At 66.6% G+C, this 7,261-nt stretch carries 5 protein-coding genes and 1 pseudogene; 3 read left to right on the top strand and 3 right to left on the bottom strand.

The genetic code is table 11. The annotated features are described in order from the left end of the window. Positions 1–126: pseudogene (locus OIN59_RS19675) on the bottom strand (5-dehydro-4-deoxyglucarate dehydratase); the annotation flags it as partial. Between the two features lie 222 nt (positions 127–348). On the opposite strand from OIN59_RS19675, the gene OIN59_RS19670 reads away from it, so the two are divergent. Then, positions 349–1,386: a LacI family DNA-binding transcriptional regulator gene (locus tag OIN59_RS19670; protein ID WP_274113013.1), complete on the top strand. Its 1,038-nt coding sequence runs from the start codon at positions 349–351 to the stop codon at positions 1,384–1,386. Between the two features lie 32 nt (positions 1,387–1,418). Here OIN59_RS19670 and ispF read toward each other — a convergent pair whose 3' ends face one another. Both ispF and OIN59_RS19660 read right to left on the bottom strand, forming a co-directional pair. Continuing rightward, positions 1,419–1,898 (bottom strand): 2-C-methyl-D-erythritol 2,4-cyclodiphosphate synthase, encoded by a 480-nt coding sequence (gene ispF, locus OIN59_RS19665; RefSeq protein WP_274113012.1) that lies wholly within the window; start codon positions 1,896–1,898, stop codon positions 1,419–1,421. Positions 1,899–2,027: 129 nt separating this feature from the next. Beyond that, positions 2,028–2,942: an IspD/TarI family cytidylyltransferase gene (locus tag OIN59_RS19660; protein WP_274113010.1), complete on the bottom strand. Its 915-nt coding sequence runs from the start codon at positions 2,940–2,942 to the stop codon at positions 2,028–2,030. Between the two features lie 98 nt (positions 2,943–3,040). Between OIN59_RS19660 and mfd the strand changes: the two genes are divergently transcribed. After that, positions 3,041–6,505, top strand: a complete 3,465-nt coding sequence (mfd, locus tag OIN59_RS19655; protein ID WP_274113008.1) for a transcription-repair coupling factor — start codon at positions 3,041–3,043, stop codon at positions 6,503–6,505. Between the two features lie 72 nt (positions 6,506–6,577). Continuing rightward, complete coding sequence (locus OIN59_RS19650; RefSeq protein ID WP_274113006.1) at positions 6,578–7,240, top strand: hypothetical protein; 663 nt, start codon at positions 6,578–6,580, stop codon at positions 7,238–7,240. The last annotated feature ends 21 nt before the right edge of the window (positions 7,241–7,261 follow it).

Raw genomic sequence — 7,261 nt, 5'->3', positions numbered from 1 at the left:
GGGGGCCAGCCACTCCAGGCGCTCGATGTAGGTCTTGGGGCGGAAGTTGCCCTGCTCGTCAAAGTCGGTGATGGGGAAGGACAGCAGGCCGGAGCCCATGATGGATTTGAGTTCTTGCGGGGTCATGGTGGGAAGCGGGCGGTGGGTCAAAGGAAATCAGCAGGTCGTACAAGCTGAATATTTACGGCCTAAAAATCAGCAATATCAGTGGATACACGATAATGTTAACGTTAACATCATCAGACAACATAGGACAAACCCTTATTCACAACCTCCCTACCCAACTGAAATTTCGCAGGGTCGTCCGCAGTGCCGATCAGGAGTCATGCCCCTTTAGACTCCACCACCATGCATGCTCCTGATCCGGCCCGCCCAGCCTCGCCCACCAGCCGCGACCGCCCCGCCGTCACGCTGCGCGAGGTGGCCCAACGGGCCGGCGTGTCCATGATCACCGTCTCACGTGCCATCAATACGCCGCAGCAGGTGTCTGAGCGGACACGGGAACGTGTTCAGGAAGCGGTGTCCGCCTTGGGCTACGTACCCAACCTGGTGGCAGGTGGATTGCGCTCGGCGCGCAGCCATGTGGTCACGGCGCTGGTGCCAACGCTCACGGGCCCGCTGTTTGGAGGAATGGTGCAGGCGCTCACCGATGCGCTGGAGTTGCGCGGCTTTCAGGTCATGGTGGGCCAGGTGGGCTATGCGCATTCACGCGAAGACGAACTGTTGCGCGCGATCGTGGGGCGCCGGCCTGACGGGATCGTGCTCACGGGGGTCATGCACTCGCCCGAGGGGCGGCGGTTATTGATGGCCTCCGGCATCCCCGTCGTTGAAACCTGGGACTTCACAGACACCCCCATCGACATGCTGGTGGGCCTGCGTCACGAAGCGCTGGGCGCCGCCGTGTGCGAGCACCTGTTTGCCAAGGGGCGACGGCGGCTGGCGCTACTCAGCGGCGGGGACGAGCGCGCCGCGCGCCGCGCTCAGGGCTTTGAAGCTGCCGCCATGCGCCTGGGCCTGCGCCCGCCCGCCATGCGGCTGGGCAAGTCGCCCACCACCCATGCAGACGGCCGCGCGGGGCTGATGGCCCTGCTGGCCGACATGCCCGACATCGACGCGGTGTTCTGCAGCTCCGACATGCTGGCGCTAGGCGTGCTCACCGAAGCGCGCGTGCGCGGCATTGCGGTGCCGCAGCAACTGGCCGTGATGGGATTTGGCGACATCGACTTTGCCGAGACCGTGAGCCCAGCCCTGTCCACCGTGCGCATCGACGGCACACGAATGGGCCAGACAGCGGCCCAATGGATTGCCGACCGGGCCGAGGGCAAGGCAGTCGCTCAGCCCGTGGTGGACATCGGCTTTTCCATCGTGGAGCGTGGTAGCAGCTGAGCTGCGTCTGCGGCTTGCTCCACCACGGCAACTTACGCCCGGTAAACCAGCGCTACCGCCCGCGCCTCCATGGCCAGGCCCTGCCCCACCGGCCCCAGGCGCTCTGCCGTCTTGGCTTTCACATTGACTTGGCCCTCAGCCACACCTAGCGCTCGGGCGATGGCTGCGCGCATGCCGGGGATATGCGCCGCCAGGCGCGGGGCCTGGGCGATCACCGTGCTGTCGATGTTGCCGATCTCAAAGCCCGCTGCGCGCACCCGCCGCGCCGCCTCAGCCAGCAACACGCCAGAGTCCGCGCCCCGAAACGCCGCATCGGTGTCGGGGAAATGGCTGCCAATGTCCCCCAGGGCGGCAGCGCCCAGCAACGCGTCGGTGATGGCGTGCAGCAGCACATCGGCGTCCGAGTGGCCCAGCAGGCCCGTCGGGTGGGCGATCTCCACACCACCAATCACCAGGCGGCGGCCGGGCACCAGCGCGTGTACGTCCCAGCCTTCTCCAATCCTGAAATTCATCTGTCCGCCTTTGTTTTTTGCTTATGTTTGTGTTTTTGTGTGTCGCTGCAGGGGCCGTGGTGGCCGCCTTGCGGCGCCCTGCGCGCATTCCATGCACGGCTGCGCACCAGGCGCATAGAGTTCACCGGGCTAAAAAAGACTCTTCTTGCCTGGGGCTGTGCTCACCTGCCCCCGCTCGCCGCCAAAGCGCTCCAACGTGGTGCTGTGCGCCCGCTGGGCCAGCACGGCAGCCGCCAGCGCGAAATCGTCCGGGTAGGTGACCTTGAAATTTTGCGCCCCACCCGGCACCAACCGGGGGTGAAAACCCATGGCCTCCATCGCACTGGCCTCATCGGTCACGTTGGAGCCCACCTTGTCGATGGCGTCCATCAGCGGGCCGATGCGGAACATCTGCGGCGTCTGCGCCAGCCACTTGTCACTGCGGTCCACGGTGGAAGCCACGCGCACGCCGCCCGGGCCGTCGATGGAGGTCTTGAGGGTGTCGGCCAGCTTGTGCGCCAGCAGGCCGCCCACACTGTCACCCGCGCACTGGTCGATGAGCGCATCAATCTGCTCCGAGGTCACCAGGCAGCGCGCAGCGTCATGCACCAGCACCCAGTCGTCGGGCTGCGCACCGCGCTCCAGCAATGCCTTGAGACCGCCCCGCACCGTGTCGGCACGCGTGGGGCCGCCGCACTCCACCACAAAAAATGCGGGATGCGCGTGGGCATCCAAAAAATGATCCCCCGGCGCCACGGCCACCAGCGTGCCCAACAAGCGCCCCACACCCGCAAAGGCAGCCAGTGTGTGCAGCACCATCGGGTGGCCCGCCACCAGGTGGTATTGCTTGGGCAACAGGGCTGCGGCGGCAGGCGCGTTGGCAGACAACGCCCCCGCGGCTGAAAACGCTGCCACGGTCGATGCCTGGCCGGTTGGCGCCTGCGGGGCACTGCCTGCGCCTGCAGGCACGGCCCGCGACCCCACCCCGGCGCAGGGCACCAAGGCCCAAAAGCGCCCGTGGGCCGACAAGGGGGTGAGCGAGGGGTGCAGCAGGGGAGCAGTCATGGAGCGCTCATTCTAAAATCTCCCGTTGCCCTCCGATCCAGCCCGTGCGTGTTTCGCGCCCCTGGGGATGCGGTGGGCCCACCGACGACACCGTCCGCATGGAACTGCCCAAACTCTCCCCCGGAAAACGTTTCACCCTGCCCCGCCCCGTGGGCAGCGCCGACGCCTTGCTGCTGGCCCGCCTGGCTGAGCGCGACAAGGCCGCAGGCCGTACCACTGCCATCGTCACGTCCGATGCCACCGATGCGCAGCGGCTCATCGACGAGATGGCCTTTTTTGCGCCCGGCTTGCGCTGCGCACTGTTCCCGGACTGGGAGACACTGCCCTACGACACCTTCTCGCCGCACCAGGACCTGATCAGCGAGCGGCTGGCCACGCTGTGGCGCATCTCGCAGGGTGAAGCCGATGTAGTGCTGGTGCCCGCCACCACGGCGCTGTACCGGCTCGCGCCGCCCTCCTTCCTGGCGGGCTACACCTTCCACTTCAAGGTCAAGCAAAAGCTCGACGAGGCCAAGTTCAAGGCCCAGCTCACGCTGGCGGGCTACAGCCACGTGTCGCAGGTGGTGAGCCCCGGCGAATACGCAGTGCGCGGCGGGCTGATTGACCTGTTCCCCATGGGCTCGCTGGTGCCGTACCGTGTGGACCTGTTCGACAACGAAATCGACAGCATCCGCACCTTCGACCCCGACAGCCAGCGCAGCCTGTACCCCGTGCCCGAGGTGCGCCTACTGCCCGGCCGCGAGTTCCCCATGGACGACGACGCGCGCGCGAAATTCCGCAGCCGCTGGCGCGAAATGCTCGAAGGCGACCCGACCAAGAGCCGCATCTACAAGGACATGGGCGTGGGCGTGGCCACCGCGGGCATCGAGTACTACCTGCCGCTGTTCTTCGACGACACGGCCACCGTGTTCGACTACCTGGGGGGCGAAGCCACGGTAGTGCTGCACGGCGACCTGGAGCCCGCGTTCCAGCGCTTCTGGCAGGACACGAAAGACCGCTTCCGCCTGGTGCAGGGCGACCCTGAGCGCCCGGCGCTACCGCCCGAGGCGCTATTCCTGTCGGCCGACCAGTTCTACACCCGCGCCAATGAGCATGCCCAGCTGTCGCTGCGCCCCGGCGTGCAGGACGTGGATGACAACCCGCACTTCCACAAGCTCGGCGACCTGTCAGTGGTGCGCGGCGCCGAAGACCCGCTGGCCCGCCTGCACGCCCACATCCGCAACACGCAACACCGCGTGCTGCTGCTGGCCGAGAGCGATGGCCGCCGAGAGAGCCTGCTCGACTTTCTGCGCGCAAGCGGCGTGAACCCGCCGGCCTTCGACTCGCTGGCCGAGTTCCAGGGCACAGCCGACGAGAAAGTGGGCATTGCCACCGCCGGGCTCACCGTGGGCTTCAGCTGGATCGAGGACGGCATCGACTTCGTCACCGAGACCGAGCTCTTCGCCGCCGGCCCCACCACACGCCGGCGCAAGAAGCAGGAGCAGGTCAGCGATGTCGAGGCGCTGATCAAGGACCTGGCCGAGCTGAACGTGGGCGACCCCGTGGTGCACAGCGCCCACGGCATCGGCCGCTACCGGGGCCTGGTCAACATGGACGTGGGCAACAAGAACCCCGACGGCACGCCCGCCATGCAGGAGTTTTTGCACCTGGAATACGCCGACAAGGCTGTGCTGTATGTGCCGGTGAGCCAGCTGCAGCTGATCAGCCGCTACACCGGCGTGAGCGCCGACGAGGCGCCGCTGCACAAGCTGGGCAGCGGCCAGTGGGAAAAGGCCAAGCGCAAGGCCGCAGAGCAGGTGCGCGACAGCGCGGCCGAGCTGCTCAACATCTACGCCCGGCGCGCGCTGCGCCAGGGCCATGCCTTCCGCTACAGCCCGCAAGACTACGAGACCTTTGCCAACGACTTCGGCTTTGAAGAAACGGCCGACCAGAACGCCGCCATCCACGCGGTGATCCAGGACATGATCAGCCCCCGCCCCATGGACCGCCTGGTATGCGGCGACGTGGGCTTCGGCAAAACCGAGGTCGCCCTGCGTGCGGCCTTCGTGGCCGTCACGGGCGGCAAGCAGGTGGCCTTTTTGGCGCCCACCACGCTGCTGGCCGAGCAGCACTACCAGACGCTGGTGGACCGCTTTTCCAAGTGGCCGGTGAAGGTGGCCGAGGTCTCGCGCTTTCGTTCGGGCAAAGAGATCACCGCCGCCATCAAGGGCATCGGCGACGGCACGGTGGACATCGTGGTGGGCACGCATAAGCTGCTCTCCGAGTCCACCAAGTTCCACAACCTGGGCCTGCTCATCATCGACGAGGAGCACCGCTTCGGCGTGCGCCACAAGGAGCAGATGAAGGCCCTGCGCGCCGAGGTGGACGTGCTGACGCTGACGGCCACGCCCATCCCGCGCACGCTTGGCATGGCGCTCGAAGGCCTGCGCGACCTGTCGGTGATCGCCACCGCGCCGCAACGGCGCCTGGCGATCAAGACCTTTGTGCGCAACGAGGGCACGGGCGTGATCCGCGAGGCGGTGCTGCGCGAATTGAAGCGCGGCGGGCAGTGCTACTTTTTGCACAACGAGGTGGAAACCATCGAGAACCGGCGCCAGAAGCTCGAAGAAATATTGCCCGAGGCGCGCATCGCCGTGGCCCATGGCCAGATGCCCGAGCGCGAGCTCGAGCGCGTGATGCGCGACTTCGTGGCCCAGCGCTACAACATCCTGCTGTGCTCGACCATCATCGAAACCGGCATCGACGTGCCCACGGCCAACACCATCATCATGAGCCGCGCCGACAAGTTCGGCCTGGCGCAGCTGCACCAGCTGCGCGGGCGCGTGGGCCGCAGCCACCACCAAGCGTATGCCTACCTGATGGTGCCCGACATCGAGGGCCTGACCAAGCATGCACAGCAGCGGCTCGAAGCCATCCAGCAGATGGAGGAACTGGGCAGCGGCTTCTACCTAGCAATGCACGACCTGGAGATACGCGGCGCGGGCGAGGTGCTGGGCGAGAACCAAAGCGGCAACATGCTCGAAGTCGGCTTCCAGCTGTACAACGAGATGCTCAACGAAGCCGTCAAGGCGCTCAAGGCGGGCAAGGAGCCGGACCTGCTCTCGCCCCTGTCCGTCACCACCGACATCAACCTGCACGCCCCCGCCCTGCTGCCCGACGACTACTGCGGCGACGTGCACCTGCGCCTGTCGTTCTACAAGAAGCTGGCCACCGCCAAGACGCCCGACCAGATCGACGGCTTGCTTGAAGAGATCGTGGACCGCTTTGGCAAGCTGCCGCCGCAGGCCCAGACCCTGATCGACGTACACCGCCTGCGCGTGCTGAGCCAGCCCTACGGCGTGGTGAAGGTGGATGCGGCACCGGGCGTCATCACCATCACCTTCAAGCCCCAGCCGCCGATCGACCCGATGCGCATCATCGAGCTGATCCAGAAGAACAAGCACATCAAGCTGGCGGGCAACGAGAAGCTGCGCATCGAGCGCGAGCTGAAAGAGCCCAAGGACCGCGCGCAAATGGTGCGCGACATCCTGCGCAGCCTGGGACAACCCTTGGTCGCAGCGTAGACCATTGCAATTCAAAATGACTGCTAGCGCTTATATATAAAGCGCCAAAAGCTATCAAAAGAGAAGCAAACCATGTGGCTGGAGTATCTCCTCGCCTTGGTAGCCCTGGCGGCCGCCTTGGCCACGCGGCCTTGGCGCTTGCTGGCCAGCCGCAAGCCGCTGGTGCACGAGTCCCACGGCGCGGCGTCCGCTCTGTGGACGCCGCTGCTGGCCACGCTGGTGTTCCTGCCCTGGCTGTGGGCGCTGCCCACGTTGCACCAGATGCCGCTGCAACTGCAGTGGTCGGGCGCCTGCCTGGTGGTGCTGATGCTGGGCTGGCCCCTGGCCATCCCCGTGCTGCTGGCGGTGGGCGCCATTGCCGGCGTTCTTTCACCCGCGCTGAACTGGGCCGACGCACTGGGTGCCGCCATCTGGCTGGGCGTCGTGCCCGCCACGCTGGCCCTGGCGCTGGGTGCGCTGGTGCGGCGCTTTGTCGGCACCCAGCCTTTTGTGTATGTGCTGGGCCGGGCGTTCCTGGGCACCGTGGCCTGCGTGTTTGCGTCAGGCGTGCTGTCGCAGTGGAGCGGCCACCTGTTGCCCGGCGTGGGCAGCGAACTGTCGCTGGTGGCCCGCTGGCTCATGGCCTGGGGAGACGGGTTTGTGACGGGCATGCTCACCGCGATCTTCGTGGCGTTCAAGCCCGAATGGCTGGCCACCTGGTCAGACCAGCTCTACCTGCAGCGCCCTCCGCAGTAGCGCTGCGGGGCGCCAGCGCAA

The sequence above is a fragment of the Acidovorax benzenivorans genome (assembly GCF_028680575.1).
GTDB classification, from domain to species: domain Bacteria; phylum Pseudomonadota; class Gammaproteobacteria; order Burkholderiales; family Burkholderiaceae_C; genus Acidovorax; species Acidovorax benzenivorans.
Note: the sequence above shows the minus strand (reverse complement) of the source record. Positions and strands in the feature narration are given on the sequence as shown.